Source organism: Paenibacillus shenyangensis, from assembly GCF_000346635.1.
Taxonomy (GTDB): Bacteria; Bacillota; Bacilli; order Paenibacillales; family Paenibacillaceae; genus Saccharibacillus; species Saccharibacillus dauci.
Genome location: NZ_AOIG01000003.1, coordinates 125734 through 140734 on the forward strand (window position 1 = coordinate 125734; position 15001 = coordinate 140734).

The following is a 15001-nucleotide window of genomic DNA, read 5'->3' on the forward strand; positions in this document are numbered from 1 at the left end:
ATCCTGTTGTTATGCAGGGATCGGGGTTGAGTCTATCGTATTACACAGCCGAAGCTGTTAATGAACTACAGCTTAGGCCGTTAATAATCAAGCGTTCTGTGTGAATTAGAAAATAGTGCGGTCAGCGATTTGCTGGCTCAGCAGCTTGGATGCTTCTTCCAGAGACATTGTACCGATATCGCCTTCGCCACGTTTACGGACCGAGACGCTGTTGGCATTCATCTCATTCTCACCGATAACGAACATGTACGGGATTTTCTCCAGTTGGGCTTCACGAATTTTGTAACCCAGCTTCTCGTTGCGCAGATCGGCTTCAACGGTAATACCGCTCAGACGCAGCTGATCTTCGACTTTGCGTGCATAATCATCAAAAGCAGTCGATACCGGGATCACTTTGGCCTGTACCGGCGACAACCACAGTGGAAGCGCACCGATAAAGTTCTCCAGCAGGAAGGCAGTAAAGCGCTCCATTGTACTGATTACGCCGCGGTGGATAACGACCGGACGATGTTTTTGTCCATCATCACCGATATATTCCAGTTCAAAGCGCTCTGGCAGCAGGAAGTCCAGCTGTACAGTAGACAGTGTCTCTTCTTTACCCAATGCTGTACGAATCTGTACATCCAGCTTCGGACCATAGAATGCGGCTTCGCCTTCAGCTTCGAAGAATGGCAGATCCAGTTCTTCCACAACTTCACGCAGCATACGCTGGGACATTTCCCACATTTCGTCGTTCGGGAAATATTTCTCGGTATCCTGTGGATCACGGTAAGACAGACGGAAGCGGTATTCTTCGATACCAAAGTCTTTGTATACCTGCTGGATCAGCTGAATAACACGTGCAAACTCATCCTTGATCTGATCCGGACGTACGAACAGATGCGCATCATTCAGTGTCATTGCACGTACGCGATGCAGACCTGTCAGGGCACCGGACATTTCATAACGGTGCATCATCCCCAGCTCGGCGATACGGATCGGCAGATCACGATAGCTGCGCAGATCGCTCTTGTATACCATCATATGATGCGGACAGTTCATCGGACGCAGTACCAGTTCTTCATTGTCCATGGACATAACCGGGAACATATCTTCCTGGTAGTGCTCCCAGTGACCGGATGTTTTGTACAGCTCGACATTACCCAGTACCGGTGTATAAACGTGGCTGTAGCCCAATTTTTCTTCCAGATCGACGATATAGCGCTCCAATGTACGACGCAGCTTGGCACCATTTGGCAGCCAGATTGGCAGTCCTTGTCCTACCAGAGGCGAGAATGTGAACATTTCCAGCTCTTTACCCAGCTTGCGGTGATCGCGTTTTTTTGCTTCTTCCAGGAAATGCAGATGCTGTTCCAGTTCCGGCTTTTTGTTAAATGCTGTTCCGTAGATACGCTGCAGCATTTTGTTTTTGCTATCTCCACGCCAGTAAGCACCTGCTACGCTCAACAGTTTGAATACTTTCAGTTTGCCTGTGGACGGTACGTGAGGACCACGGCACAGGTCGAAGAATTCGCCTTGATCATAGATGGTAATGATGCTGTCTTCTGGCAGTGCTTCGATCAGTTCAATTTTATATGGATCTTCCAACTCGCCAAAGATTTTCAGTGCTTCTGCGCGGCTTACTTCGCGGCGTGTAATCGGCAGGTTTTCGTTAACGATACGTTCCATTTCTTTTTCGATCTTTTGCAGATCTTCCGGATTCAGAGAATGTTCCAGATCCATATCGTAATAGAATCCGTCTTCGATGACCGGACCTACGCCCAGCTTGACTTCCTTGGCGCCAAACAGCCGTTTGACTGCCTGTGCAGTCAGATGGGCGGTACTGTGACGAATCACTTCCAGGCCGTCTGCGCTGTCAGCGGTCACGATCTCAACCAATGCACCGTTGTGCAGTGGAGTGTTCAGGTCAACGACGATACCGTCGAGCTTGCCTGCCACTGCGTTTTTGAACAGACTTTTGCTGATAGAAGATGCGACATCTCCGATATTGTTTCCTTTTTCATACTGACGGACCGAGCCGTCAGGCAATTTGATTTCAATAGCCATAATAAATGTCCTCCTTAGATGTTCTCACTTTAATCTGTATAAACAACAAAAAACACTCATCCCTATAAAGGGACGAGCGTTAGTATACACACGTGGTTCCACCCTGATTTGACTCTGATCAACAGAATCCTTCATTAGCATCTGTTAACGGAGATGAACCGATCATGCTTACTGCCGATACACCTGAATATCAGGAAATGCCGGGTTCAACATCATTGCTCAAAAGTGGTAAGTGTATAGATGCCGATGAAGGGAATTGCAGCGTGATGATTTCCCTCTCTCTGAACTGGACAGTGCTATAACTCATGTCTTTATCATTGCATAGATATTTGAATGTAAATCGTGTAAGGTGTTGCTTGCTTCAATTATTATAAAAGTGTGACGTGTAACCGTCAAGGATGAAATATGTACAGTACTCCCTATTTGCTGTGAATAATGAGGTCTTTCGCTTAGAGTCGGTCTTTTTAAAAAGCATACTTAATAAAAAACTTATCTTTGTATACACATTTATGGCTGACCATGACCTTGAATCGAATAATATACTACAACAGGTACGATTATAAAAATAAAAGCAAAAATAAGAAGAAGAATAATTAGCCGTTTATTACTCACCATCATACACCTCAAATTCTATTTTATTTATAATCAAATTGATAACATACAGACTTAATCAGGAAATTGAATATACAATAAAATGATCTGTAATCCTCTATAGGACTACAGATCATTTTTCTTTAGGAAAATGCCATTTGCAAAATGATTAGTTTTGCATAATAAAGTCGCGCTGGATTTTGTAGCTCTCATCATCAAATACTTTGAGGATGTTGTACTTGGTATCGCGCTGTGCCGGAATCTTGCCAGCGGCGCGGATAATATCCAGGGTCTGCTCGATATTAACCTTATGGGTAGTACCTGCAGCAGATACGACGTTCTCTTCCATCATCGTGCTGCCGAAGTCATCACAGCCATATTGCAGGGACATTTTGCCCACTTCCGGTCCCATGGTTACCCATGAAGATTGGAAATGCTTGATGTTGTCCAGCACGATGCGGCTGATCGCTACATTCTTGAGATACTGCTCCGGCGTTTGTTTCTCTGCTTTCATATTGGTATTATCCGGCTGGAATGTCCAGGAGATAAATGCCAGGAAGCCTTCGGAATCATAGCCATTCTGGATACATTCATCCTGGGCTTCGCGGACACGCAGCAAGTGCAGCGCACGCTCTTCCATCGACTCACCGAATCCGATAACCATGGTTGCTGTCGTATTCATACCCACTTTGTGTGCTGTCTGCATCACGTCCATCCAGTCGCGCCAAGAGCCTTTGAGACGGCTGATTTTGCGGCGTGTGCGGTCATCCAGAATCTCACCGCCACCACCTGGCAGGGAATCCAGACCTGCTTCATGAATCGCACGAATGGTGTCTTCCATCGACATACCGGACAGCAACTGCATTTTCATAATCTCCGCCGGGGAGAAAGAATGCATTGTAATATTCGGGAAGTGCTGCTTGATTTTGCGCAGAATATCCAGATAATATTCGAACGGCAATTCAGGGTTTACTCCGCCCTGCATCAGAATTTCTGTTCCGCCTACATCTTCGGTTTCCTGAATTTTTTGCAGGATAACTTCGTCAGATAGTACATAACCTTCTGCCGAACCGGGACGACGGTAAAACGCACAGAAACGACAAAATACGTCGCATACATTGGTGTAATTGACGTTGCGTCCGATAACGAAAGTGGTAATAGGGTCCGGATTTTTGCGGATCATCATCTGATTCGCCACATGGCCCATTTTCTCAATCTGATCGGATTCATATAGTGCAATAGTATCTTCCAGGTCCAGACGTCCACCTTGCAGGGCTTTTTCCAGGATACGATCTACTGTATTCATATTATAGCCTCCTATAACCTATTTCAGGCATCAAGGTATGATGTCGAAAAGTAAATTAGATGTTGTTTAATTCATATTCCAGTAATGTCATATATCTGTCATATCTAAAAATTAAAATAATTTCAATAGCGACATGTATTATCGTAACATATTTCACATTTGAAAAACAGGGATGGAAATGACAGTCTGGTGATTTTTTGCGATAAAGTTACAATTTCCGCATGCTATTACGGAAGTGTACCGGAAGCTTTTCCATTACCTCTTCCTTATAAAAAGCCAACTATTCACTTTAGTATCCTGTGCTGTATCCAATCATATAAAAAGGGAAACGCCTGCATAATACAAGGCGTCTCCCTGTGATACGTATATAATCAACAAATCAGATCATTTTTAAATAAGAAAACAATTATTCATCCGAACCAATGGATTCATTAGCACCTTCTCGTATCCATCCTCTATACAGGTGATATATTCAAACGGGAAGCTAACTGCAATTTATCCTATCGCAAATCCAACATTAATTGCCAAACTCGCGTGGTGAGTTGCCTTGTCCGTTCGAAGCAATCGTACCGCCATCAACTGGCAGGATCACACCTGTAATATACTGGGCATCCGGGCTGGCCAGGAACAGATAAGCAGGTGCTACATCTTCGGCATCAGCGATTCGCTGCAGCGGTACACGTGATTTGAATTTCTCAACCAGTTCTTGTCCGCCTTCTTCCATCATTGGCTTGGTCATCTCGGTGACGGTAAAGGCAGGGGCAATCGCATTGACGCGTATTCCTTTTTCCCCGAGCTGCAATGCCAGTGACTGAACGAACAGGCTGATCGCTCCTTTGGTGGCATTGTATGCAGGGTGCGGCCAGTCACCTGCAAGACCCGATACGGAAGAAGTCGCAATAATCGAACCTTTGGATTTTTCCAGATGAGGTACGACTGCACGTGCCAGATAAACCTGGGAGTCTACGTTCGTTGTGCGCATATTTTCCCAGTCTTCATCAGTCAATTCTTCAATCGGACCTGCTACGGATACACCGGCGTTGCTGATCACCACATCCAGCTTGCCAAAACGATCTACGGTCTGCTGCACCAGCGCATCCACTTCAGTACGTTTGCGCACATCGGTAGGTACGATGAGATAACGATTATCAGCGTAGCCTTCCACAATTTCTTTCATTTTATCTTCACTGCGTGCCGCCAGTACGACATTCGCTCCATTTTGCAAAAAGGCAGTAGCTACAGCACGTCCAATTCCTGTGCTTGCACCGGTAATCAATACAATCGAGCCGTCAAAAGGATATTTGTTCTGTGTCATATGCATTCCCTCCAGATGTGTATAAATTCGACGTTCTCACGTAGGGTCATTACCCGCTGAAATGGAATATAAACGATGAGAACGGATACATGAAATTTGAACATTTAGTGAAAGGAAGCATAGACCGTACTTGGCTTTACAAAATGGATGTATCTGGTCCCAAAAGAGGCCCCGTACTGTCAGGCAAATGAAAAAGCACTCTTACCCTCAGGCAAGAGCACTTTTGATACATTTTTTCTAATCCGTTTCTTCATTTATATACTGCTATATACTGCATTCTAATTACCCAGCGCCTGCTCCAGATCAGCGATCAGATCCTCTACATCCTCAAGTCCAACGGACAGACGCAGCAGCCCATCGGTAATACCGCGCTCTGCCCGGACACCTGCACCCATCGCTGCATGGGACATCGTCGGCGGATAGGAAAGAATACTCTCTACTGCTCCCAGACTTACCGCTACCAGAGGCAGCTGTACACGATCCAGCACCTGCTTGGCACGTTCACCCGAACCCACATCAAAAGAAATAACCGAGCCAAAGCCTGTTGATTGGCTCACATGAATCTCATGTCCCGGATGTTCCGGCAGACCTGGATAATAGATACGCTGGATATCACTGCGTCCACTCAGCCATTCTGCCAATTTGGCGGTACTTTTCTCCGAATGGTTCATTCTCGCACCCAGTGTCTTCATCCCGCGCATGAGCAGCCAGCAATCCTGCGGACCCAGCACGCTGCCAAAGCTGTTCTGCAGCTGCTTAAGCTGCTTGCCCAGCTGTTCGGTACGCGTTACTGCCAGACCGGCGAGCACATCACTATGACCGCCGAGGAACTTGGTCGCACTGTGCAGTACAATATCGACACCCAGTTCGATCGGCCGCTGATAATAAGGAGTCATAAACGTATTATCCAGCAGGGTGAGCAGATGATGCTCTCTCGCCCATTCGGTCACTGCATGAATATCGGTAATTTTCAATGTCGGATTGGAAGGCGTCTCCATATACACAGCACGCGTATTGGGACGCAGTGCTCCTTTGACCTGTTCCAGATTGGTCATGTCGACAAAGGAAATCTCGATATTCATCCGGTTCAGAATCGTTGTCAGCAGACGATACGTACCGCCATATACATCTTCGGTGACAATGACATGCTCACCCGCCGACAGCAGGAAAAATGCGGTCGAGATCGCTGCCATCCCCGAAGCAAAAGCAAATCCATCGGTTCCACCTTCCAGCAGGGCAATATAATCTTCCAGCGCCTGACGCGTCGGATTGCCGGAACGACTGTAATCATGCAGCGGTGGATTCAGTATATCTTCCTGATGAAAAGTCGATGCCTGGTAAATCGGCACACTGGAAGCTCCAGTCGCCCGGTCAATCTCGCCACCAAAATGGATCAATTTGGTATCCAGTCCACGCGCCTGCTGCGATCCTCGAACAGCTGTATGCCGCGCCGAAGCCGAGGTCTGATGATTGTTATGTTCCTGATTGCTGGTCATCTGTTCACGCCCCTTCTACTTCAAGTCGTGCCGCTTCCAGTGCATGATCCAGATCGGCAATCAGATCATCTACATGCTCAATTCCTACCGAGAAGCGCAGCAGACGATCATCCACACCAATCGCATCACGAATTTCCAGCGGAATATCAGCATGTGTCTGAATCGCCGGATAAGTCATCAGTGATTCCACACCGCCCAGACTTTCGGCAAAAGCAATCAGCTTGATATGACGCAGCAGCGGCTCTACATAACGTGCATCAGTTACTTTAAAAGAGAAAATGCCGGTATTACCGCTGGATTGACGATTCTGTACTTCATGACCCGGATGATCCGGCAGTGCAGGGTAATAGACCTGGGCAATCTGCGGATGCTGCTGCAAATGAGTCGCTATCGCGGTCGCATTATACTCGTGACGCTCCATACGCAGAGCGAGTGTCTTCATCCCGCGCATCAGCTGGTAGGAATCGGTTGGTGACAGTACGGCACCGATCGAGTTATGCAGAAAAGCCATTTCCTCGGACAATTCCTTGCCTTTGGTAATAATCAGGCCTGCCAGCACATCATTATGACCACCCAGATATTTGGTCGCACTATGGATGACGATATCCGCTCCCAGCTCGATCGGACGCTGGAAAAACGGAGACAGCAGCGTATTATCCACGACGGTCAGCAGATTGTGTTGCTTGGCCCAGCCTGCTACTGCAGCTATATCGGTAATCATCATGAGCGGATTGGTAGGCGTCTCGATAAATACCGCTCGTGTATTCTCCTGGCGAATCTGCTCCATCGCTTCCAGATCATTCGTATCCACATAAGAAGCAGTAATGCCAAACTTGGACAAAATGCGCTCCAACAGACGGTAAGTTCCTCCATACAGATCCAGGGAAACGATCAGATGATCGCCCTGTCCAAACAGAGAGAAAATGGTCTGTAGCGCAGCCATACCGGAGCTACAGGCAAAGCCGGCATCACCGGATTCCAGTTCGGCGGCTGCCTGCTCCAATACTGCTCTGGTCGGATTCGTCGTACGGATATAGTCAAAGCCTGTGCTCTTGCCCAGTGCCGGATGACGGAAAGCGGTAGATTGATAGATCGGAAAGTTAATCGCTCCGGTTACCGGTTCCTGCACAGAGCCAATCTGTGCCAGCCGGCTTTCAATATTAAGGGATTCGTTTTTTGCGTTGTGTTCCGTCATTCGTAATTTCCTCCTCCGGGATATGTGAGCTGTAGGTTGGTGATTTGGATGATCAATGTTGCGCCAGGTACAGTGCTATACTTCTGGGCACAGTGTTATGATAATTTGCCAGTTTAGTGGTACCTATCGTACGTTTTTCATTCCCAATCTGGTAAAAGCTCGCATCTAAATGGAATACTGCCCCACTTCAGATTTCTCATTGCCCAGATCATATGGAGTCTCCTGATATACGTAATAATTTAGCCAGTTGGCAAACAGCAAATTGGCATGTGCACGCCAGGTGGACGGCGGGGTACGTGTTGGGTCGTCATTTGGATAATAATTTTTGGGAACAGCAATATCCATGCCTCTGGCGATATCACGGTCATACTCCCATTTCAGGGACAATGGATCGTATTCGGAATGACCCGTGACGAAGATCTGCTTGCCATCTCGGGTAGCTACGATGTATACACCGGCTTCTTCGGATTCGGATAGAATCTCCAGCTCTTCCACTTTGGCAATATCTTCATGTCTCACTTCGGTATGGCGCGAATGCGGTGCATAGTACAATTCGTCAAAGCCGCGCAGCAGTTTGACATTGGTTTTGTTGAGCGTATGTGGGAAAACGCCAAAGCATTTTTCTGGCAGATCCACTTTGGGAACGCCAAAATGATGATAAAGCCCCGCCTGCGAGGCCCAACAGATATGCATGGTCGAAGTAACATTCGTTTTGCTCCAGTTGAAGATTTCCTGGATTTCTTCCCAGTAGTTCACATCTTCAAAGTCCAGTGTTTCTACCGGTGCACCGGTTACAATCAGACCGTCAAAGCGCAGATGACGTACTTCCTGGAACGTTTTGTAAAAGGTGTTCAGATATTCGGCAGATGTATTTTTGGACGTATGCGATTCGGTATGCAGCAGATAGATATCCACTTGCAGCGGACTGTTACCGAGCAGACGCAGCAGCTGGGTCTCGGTCGTTTCTTTGGTCGGCATCAGATTAAGTAGTGCTATTTTGAGTGGACGAATATCCTGATGATACGCATGGGAATCGTCCATAACGAAAATATTTTCTCCAGCCAGTACTTCTTTGGCGGGCAGGCTATCCGGGATTTTGATCGGCATGTGAATTCACTCCTTGGGGTCAATGAAAGTTGGATGGATATGGATGTGCATGCAAGATGGAGAATACAGCGCTATATATGCAAAAAAGACCTTTCTCTGTCTTGCATACTGAGAAAGGTCATATCCGTGGAGTCCACGTCTATAAGCGCCTCTCTCATCTGTCAGCAGATACCAGATACTTCATCGTAGGATGTACCTGTATCTCTGCTAGAATTAGCACCGTACGGTATATGACCGCCGGTTGCCGGGCTTCATAGGGCTAGTCCCTCCACCTGCTCTTGATAAGATTCGCTTTATTCAATTATTGGTATAAGTATAAGATGGTTGCTGCATATAAACTGCTTTTTATGAAAAGCCAGCTGCGCTTATTTCGACAAGCGCTGAATTACTTATATCATAATTTATACTAATTCTGCACCTATCGTCAAGGGTAAGTTGGGCCGATAAATAAGTTATCAGGCATGATTGTTTTTAAAGCTTGAAAGCCTGCTGTCCCCACGGTATACTTAACAAGTATTTGACGTATTTTCATGTTTTTCATAAAAGTAATTGAATCCAAAGAGGTGAATTTCAAGATGGAAGGCGACCCGAGGCCCAGCTGGCAGTACAGGAAGTCACAACTGCAGGAAATGAACGACAATACGATACCAGAGGAGCGCGCCATGTTTGAAAAGGTACTTTTTTCATATAAAGCGAAGCTTTAAATAAGTATGTATGATTGCCGTGTATTTTCCTGCTCACTTTAACCAAAAAAGGAGTAGAGGAATATGAAAATTCGGCACGTGAATGCTGGTAACTTTACACTCATTGAAGATATTAATGAAGCGCTGGTGGCTCCTGAAGAGGGATTTTACTGGATTGACGCTGGTCTTGATGACCTGATCCTGCTTCAACCGCTGTTTATGCTGCATGATCTGGCTGTTGAGGATATGATGGGCGATGAAGAGCAGCGTCCAAAAATTGAAATCTACGAGAGCCATTATTTTATCGTTGTTAACAGCATTCGTTTTGACGATGAAGAGATTTTCCTGCGTGCATTGAATATTTTCCTGGGACGTCATTTTATCATCACAGTGACCCGTCAGAAAATAAGTGAACTACGGACGCTCAAGCCGATTCTGTGGGAAGAGGAAGTAAGTCGTCCCGACAAATTCATGTATTTGCTGGTCGATCTGGTAGTGGATAACTATTTTACGGTCGGTGACCGAATCGAAGACCAGATTGAACGTCTGGAAGAAAATATCCTGATGAATACCAAAAAGTCGCATCTGAACGAAATTATCGGTCTGCGCGGCGAGATTCTCTGGCTTAAGCGTGTACTTGGTCCTCAGCGCGAAGTTATCAATACACTGAATAAAAAAGATCTGCGTCTGATCGATGACCAGCTTCAAAAATACTTCAGTGACGTGTACGAGAATGCGGTCAAAGTCTCCGAGATGTTTGACACATTCCGCGATCTGATGGGTAACTTACGTGAAGCCTACCAGTCCAGTATCGCCAATCGTGCGAATGAAATTATGCGCGTATTTACCGCGATTACGACTATATTTATGCCGCTGACCGTAATTACCGGTATCTACGGAATGAACTTTGAATATATGCCGGAATTGAAGTGGCATTTTGGTTATCCGATGGTAATTGGTATTATGATTATTCTCGGTCTGACCATGTTCTTCACTTTCCGCAAAAAAGACTGGATCTGAAATGAATAAAGCTGTCCTGCCCTGCTTGTAAACAGGGATCGGGACAGCTTTTTTTGTGTCTTGCAATAGGTTACGGTTCATCTGATTCAAGCAAATTATCTGTTCACGGCGGCTACCATTCTGTTCCAGATGGGTTAGATAGCCTGCTAGACTTTATTAGCATGTTTTCACTATGAACACTCTAACATAGACCAGTGATCAAGGAATCTCCATCCATCTTTTCATAGTCTCTGCATTCAGGTGAGTCAGGCTGGCTACGGTAAAGTGCGCATGATCCACAACGTGCTGGATATTGACACCAATCGTCTTCATGCCGACTTCACGCACAGAACGCAGGCAATCTGCGGAATCCTCGATAACCATACAATGATAAGGGTGTACATTGACCGATTCTGCCGCAAGCACGAACACTTCCGGATCGGGCTTCGGATGTTCAATATCCTGCGCCTGAATAATCGATGCAAAATAATCAATAATACCAAGACGTTCCATAATTTCCTTGGCATCCGGCCGATCTGTCGCGAGCAGTACCGTTACATCCTGCTCTTTGAGCTGCTGCAGCAGTTCAATGGAGCCGGGCATTAGATATTCACGATAAATATATTCATGAGACAAAGGATTACTCAGTACCGAAGGATCCCATTCCGGTGACGGCTGGTTATCCATGATAGTATCTTCCCCATCATTGCTCTGAACAGCTGATGCATCTTGAGCCGGTTCCGACTGGGCAGGTGATGTGCTGTCTTTGGATTTGGATGTGTTGTTTTGTCCATCAGACGATGCTTTCTCAGTATCAGCCGAAGTACCTGCGGCTTCGGTACCTGTGCTGCTATCCGCTTCGCCATCTACCGTAGATGGAGCTGACGGTTCTGTAACCGAATGGTCCGGCTTGCCATTGCCTTCTGATGATGGGCTGCCTGCGCTGCCAAGTACTCCATTCTCATCCATTTCCACTGTAGGAGGCTCTTCTGGTACATAAGTTAATGGAGGCAGCTGCGCAGGTGTACCGCCAAAGTAAATATCCTGCTTCTCCGGCAGCGGCATCAGTACACCCTCCAGACCGAAAATAACAGCCTGCAGCGCGCGATTCTTCATGATCAGCGGCTGGGTCAGAGCGACCAGTCGTTCATGTCCATAATGGGTGACGATTATAGGTTCACCGCGTACCAGTCGATACGTGGTCAGATTGTCCTCAATTGTAATCTCCAGCAGACGCTTCTGGAACTGTACGCGGAAGCTGTAGCGTGTCCAGCCTGGTGGCAGCTTCGGTTCAAAATGAAGCTTGCCTGCATATTGACGCATACCTGCAAATCCGCCAACAATGGTCAGCCAGCTGCCTGCCATGGAAGCGGCGTGAATACCGTCTTTGACATTGTTATGGAAATCATCCAGATCCATACGCGCCGACTGGATAAAGAAATCATAAGCAGGGTCCATTGTTCCAAGCTCTGCAGCCATAATCGCATGGATCGCAGCAGACAGGGAAGAGTCATGTGTGGTCAGCGGCTCGTAATACGCATAGTTCCGTACCTTTTCCATTTTGGTAAACCGATGTCCCAGCATATACATCGCCAGAATCAGATCGGCCTGTTTGAGTACCTGATGGCGGTAAATAACGAGCGGGTGAAAATGCAGCAGCAGCGGATATTTCTCTGCCGGTGTATTTTCAAAATCCCAGATCCCTTTATCCAGGAAGGAATCATCTTGTCCGATCAGACCACTCTGACGATGAATATACATAGAATCTGCTGCTCGTTCCCATACATCGATCTCTTCATTGGTAAGTCCCATCGGGCTAAAGATCATCGCTTCATAGGAGTTGGGATCGGTATCATACCATCTTTTAAGTTCACGGGCAGTGAATTCCAGCTGATCCTTAACCATCATGTTCGTATAGGTATTGTTATTGACCATTGCGGTATATTCATCCGGTCCGGTTACTCCGTTGATACAGAAGCCTTTACCCGGAATCCAGTCCCCTGCAGACATGAAGAACCGGCAGGTCTCTACCAGCATCTCAAGTCCCTTGGTTCGCAGGAATTCCTGATCGTCCAGCGCTTCTGTATACTGAATAACCGCATGGGCTACATCGGCATTAATATGATACTGCGCAGTTCCGCCCGGATAGTAAGCAGATACTTCTTCCCCGCCGATTGTACGCCATGGATAGAGGGCACCCGATCCTGCCATCTCGACAGCACGCTCTCTCGCCTTGGGCAAAGTATGATAACGGAATTCCAGAAGCTGATGTGCCAGATCCGGCTGTGTGTACAGGAAGAACGGCATAATATACGTCTCGGTATCCCAGAAATAGTGACCTTCATAACCTTCCCCGGTAATCCCTTTGGCACCGATATTGGTACGTCCATCACGGCCTACAGACTGGAACAGATGAAAGGCATTGAAACGCAGTCCCTGTTGCAGTTTTTCGTCGCCTTCGACCTGAATATCGGCGGTTTCCCAGAATTCATCCAGACGCTGCTTTTGCAGATCAGCCAGCGCTTTGAATCCATCTTTCATGACATCCTTGAGCGTGGATTCTGCCAGAATAGGCAGATGTTCAATCTCGTAGTCTTTGGAGGTGTAATAGACAATCCCCTTTTCCAGTACAGCCTCGGTATCCTGCTTGAGATTAAAGGTAAAATGTTTCTCCAGGCGCTGTTCCTGCTGTTCGCTTTTTAGCTTGTATTTGCGGTTCGCCCGATGATCGGCAGCGCACCAGAGGTGGAATTCCGTCTCGGAGGTTTGCTGCTCCAGTGCTATACGGGTACCTTCCTCATGCTTGCCAATCGTATTCAGTACCTGCCCTTTAAAAGCGGCTCCGGCACGTGGATCGCCTTCGGAGATTTCATTGTGCACTTCGCCGTTCAGTGCAGAGACGAGAGTGATTTCTCCCGAGAAATTAAGCGGCTTCACCGTGTAGCGAATCATTGCTACATGCTTGTTGGCAAAAGACACCAAGCGTTCGATCCGGATCGAAATACATTTACCTGTACCACTTTCCCAAGTGATCTGGCGGGTAAGTATACCGGTCTGCATGTCCAGAGTACGTTCATAATCAATCAACCGTCCGGCAAGCAGATTGAAGCGTTCTCCCTCGATCCAGAGCTCGATAATCTTGCTGTCTGTCACATTCAGCATCGTCTGCCGCTTGCGCGCATAACCATAGGCCTCCTCACCATACGTGATATCTGCCGAATCATAAAATCCATTCAGATATGTACCATTTAGTGCATCCACTTCCGGTACATCCATACCTTCCTCAAAGTGGCCTCTCATCCCGATATAGCCGTTGGCTACGGTAAAGACTGTCTCACTGCGGCGGTTATACTGCGGATTATATAAAGTTTCTCGAATCGTCCACGGTTCTATTTCATAGATCGTTGTTCCTTCTCTCATTCCGCTGGCTCCTTTCTGATTTGAAATGCTGCTTCAGATTATGCTGCTTCTAATAGTAATGTCATAACTGCCATTGCTGTCTACAGGTGCGTACCTAATTCAATTGCATAAACATACCCTTGAAATAATTAACCATATTTCAACCATGAAAGCTCTTACAAAAAAATTAAAGCAAAATAAATTTGAATAACCCGAATAAAACGGTGACCAAAAATGCAATAAACTACAATTCCGGATATAACAAAGGTCCCTTTCTACTTAAGATTATAGAAAGGGACCTTGCTGTTTACAAGCATCAGAATAAGATCACACTCCATACATTGGCACTTCCATTGTTGTCAGGTGCTTATGAAGCGATAAGATTCTGTTGTTATTCTTCGTCATAGGCGAATTCAGCATCAGCCACTTCATCATATGCACGGCTTCCGCGCCATAGCAGCAGGGCAATCAGTGCGAATGCCACAAATGCCATAAACGGAATCGTGATAAAACCAAGCAATTCGAAATACGCCTGATTACAGGGCACTCCTGTGGTACACGGCGTTACACGTGCAAGTGCAGGAATATGTTCCTCTGCATAATGATACAGGGAAATGAGGCCACCTATAATACTGAGCGGCAGTACATAGCCTACAATACGGCGATCACTCCGATAAGCGGCAATACCGAGCAGAATGACCTGTGGATACATGAAAATTCGCTGGAACCAGCATAACTTGCACGGATCAAACTTCAGTACATCGCTCAGGTAAAGACTTCCTCCTGTCGCGACGATTGCTACAATCCAGGCCAGAAAGAGATAATACTTCGCCAGAAAGGACTTGAAGCCACCTGTCTGCATCG

9 protein-coding genes and 1 riboswitch are annotated in these 15001 nt (G+C 46.7%); of the genes, 1 reads left to right on the forward strand and 8 read right to left on the reverse strand.

Going from position 1 to position 15001, the window contains the following annotated elements:
* Positions 1-105: 105 nt before the first annotated feature.
* The 6 genes from thrS to metA form a co-directional block, all read right to left on the reverse strand.
* Positions 106-2046, reverse strand: a complete 1941-nt coding sequence (thrS, locus tag H065_RS0101985) for a threonine--tRNA ligase (protein ID WP_017811331.1) — start codon at positions 2044-2046, stop codon at positions 106-108.
* Between the two features lie 760 nt (positions 2047-2806).
* A complete protein-coding gene (mqnC, locus tag H065_RS0101990; protein WP_017811332.1) occupies positions 2807-3943 on the reverse strand; it encodes a cyclic dehypoxanthinyl futalosine synthase in 1137 nt (378 codons plus the stop codon).
* Between the two features lie 517 nt (positions 3944-4460).
* Positions 4461-5258 (reverse strand): meso-2,3-butanediol dehydrogenase, encoded by a 798-nt coding sequence (gene budC, locus H065_RS0101995; RefSeq protein WP_017811333.1) that lies wholly within the window; start codon positions 5256-5258, stop codon positions 4461-4463.
* A gap of 278 nt (positions 5259-5536) precedes the next feature.
* Positions 5537-6754, reverse strand: a complete 1218-nt coding sequence (locus H065_RS0102000; protein ID WP_017811334.1) for an aminotransferase class I/II-fold pyridoxal phosphate-dependent enzyme — start codon at positions 6752-6754, stop codon at positions 5537-5539.
* A gap of 4 nt (positions 6755-6758) precedes the next feature.
* The gene (locus H065_RS0102005) at positions 6759-7949 is read right to left on the reverse strand and encodes a PLP-dependent transferase (protein WP_017811335.1); all 1191 of its coding nucleotides are present in this window, start codon (positions 7947-7949) and stop codon (positions 6759-6761) included.
* Positions 7950-8114: 165 nt separating this feature from the next.
* Complete coding sequence (metA, locus tag H065_RS0102010) at positions 8115-9056, reverse strand: homoserine O-acetyltransferase MetA (protein WP_017811336.1); 942 nt, start codon at positions 9054-9056, stop codon at positions 8115-8117.
* 151 nt (positions 9057-9207) lie between these two features.
* A riboswitch (SAM riboswitch) is annotated at positions 9208-9344 on the reverse strand.
* A 479-nt stretch (positions 9345-9823) separates the two neighbouring features.
* On the opposite strand from metA, the gene corA reads away from it, so the two are divergent.
* Positions 9824-10759 (forward strand): magnesium/cobalt transporter CorA, encoded by a 936-nt coding sequence (gene corA / locus H065_RS0102020; protein WP_017811338.1) that lies wholly within the window; start codon positions 9824-9826, stop codon positions 10757-10759.
* A gap of 198 nt (positions 10760-10957) precedes the next feature.
* Here corA and H065_RS24985 read toward each other — a convergent pair whose 3' ends face one another.
* The gene (locus tag H065_RS24985) at positions 10958-14158 is read right to left on the reverse strand and encodes an HAD-IA family hydrolase (protein ID WP_017811339.1); all 3201 of its coding nucleotides are present in this window, start codon (positions 14156-14158) and stop codon (positions 10958-10960) included.
* A gap of 370 nt (positions 14159-14528) precedes the next feature.
* A complete protein-coding gene (locus tag H065_RS0102030; RefSeq protein WP_017811340.1) occupies positions 14529-14999 on the reverse strand; it encodes a disulfide oxidoreductase in 471 nt (156 codons plus the stop codon).
* Positions 15000-15001: the final 2 nt, after the last annotated feature.

Coding starts and splice junctions, on each gene's coding strand:
- budC (WP_017811333.1), bottom strand. CDS start 5,258: ATGACACAGAACAAATATCCTTTTGACGGCTCGATTGTATTGATTACC.
- mqnC (WP_017811332.1), bottom strand. CDS start 3,943: ATGAATACAGTAGATCGTATCCTGGAAAAAGCCCTGCAAGGTGGACGT.
- H065_RS0102030 (WP_017811340.1), bottom strand. CDS start 14,999: ATGCAGACAGGTGGCTTCAAGTCCTTTCTGGCGAAGTATTATCTCTTT.
- metA (WP_017811336.1), bottom strand. CDS start 9,056: ATGCCGATCAAAATCCCGGATAGCCTGCCCGCCAAAGAAGTACTGGCT.
- H065_RS0102000 (WP_017811334.1), bottom strand. CDS start 6,754: ATGACCAGCAATCAGGAACATAACAATCATCAGACCTCGGCTTCGGCG.
- H065_RS24985 (WP_017811339.1), bottom strand. CDS start 14,158: ATGAGAGAAGGAACAACGATCTATGAAATAGAACCGTGGACGATTCGA.
- corA (WP_017811338.1), top strand. CDS start 9,824: ATGAAAATTCGGCACGTGAATGCTGGTAACTTTACACTCATTGAAGAT.
- thrS (WP_017811331.1), bottom strand. CDS start 2,046: ATGGCTATTGAAATCAAATTGCCTGACGGCTCGGTCCGTCAGTATGAA.
- H065_RS0102005 (WP_017811335.1), bottom strand. CDS start 7,949: ATGACGGAACACAACGCAAAAAACGAATCCCTTAATATTGAAAGCCGG.